Raw genomic sequence first — 1,025 nt, 5'->3', positions numbered from 1 at the left:
CTCCGGGAGAAGGGGTTGCGAACGCTTCGCCCAGTTGCAAATACTGCTGGTCTTGATTAGTTACTATATGCTGATCATATTGACAGTGCCTCTACTGTTCTGGAGCTATCAGATATATGACGAAGCAACTCAGTAAAGAAGAGCTTGAACTTCAGGAGGAAGCGATAGCTTTTGCCAGAAAGCACAAGAAAAAAATTGGTCAGCGTCTTACTGATACGTCCCGGTTTGTGCCGGAGAAGGAACCGGTAACGGTGTTCATGGCTGGCTGCCCAGGCGCGGGCAAGACTGAAGCGTCGATAGAGCTAATTGATAGCGTCAAGGATGGTGGTGGTGAAATTCTTAGGATTGACCCGGATGAGCTTAGATCGGAGCTGCCGGGCTATACCGGGGATAATTCCTGGTTATTTCAGGGTGGAGTCTCAATTTTGGTAGAAAAGGTCCTCGATTTGGCGTTAAAGCAGCGTCAGACCTTTTTGTTGGACGGTACTTTGGCCCGGTTTGAAGTGGCGCGACGCAATATTGAGCGGTGTTTAAATAAAGGGAGGTTTGTGCAAATTCTCTATGTTTACCAGGAGCCTTTACAGGCATGGGAGTTTGTCCAAGCCCGTGAGACTAGCGAGGGGCGACGAATACTGCCAGAAGACTTTATAAATCAGTACTTTACTGCCAGAGATGCAGTGAACATGCTCAAAGAAGCGTATCCGGATATTCGGGTTGATTTGCTACTAAAGAACCGGGATGGCTCCCACCGATTTTACAAAGCGAATGTGGAGCGAATTGACAACTATATTCCTGAGAAATATAGTCGCGCGGACCTTGAGCGCATGCTTGGACTGGACTAGGGTGGAAACATGTTGAAGAAATCTCCCCCGGTCGTGGAATCGACCCCTTTTTCTGACTTCATCCGAAACGCCTCCTCAGCGGAGCGTAAGCGGGTGTACGGTCGTGTGCTGAAAAAGGCCTCAGAGCGTCAGAATCGCCTTGTTGAGGAAGCAGCCAAGGCTGACTAGTTCAAGTCTCTGTTC

1 protein-coding gene is annotated in these 1,025 nt (G+C 49.1%); it reads left to right on the top strand.

Annotated elements, in window-relative coordinates; genetic code table 11:
* Window positions 1-116: 116 nt before the first annotated feature.
* Window positions 117-842: a zeta toxin family protein gene (locus A3730_RS10000; protein ID WP_063519462.1), complete on the top strand. Its 726-nt coding sequence runs from the start codon at window positions 117-119 to the stop codon at window positions 840-842.
* Window positions 843-1,025 lie beyond the last annotated feature (183 nt).

The organism is Alcanivorax sp. HI0044 (assembly GCF_001634945.1).
The sequence above is the reverse complement of the archived record's forward strand: the minus strand, read 5'-3'. Positions and strand labels throughout refer to the sequence as shown.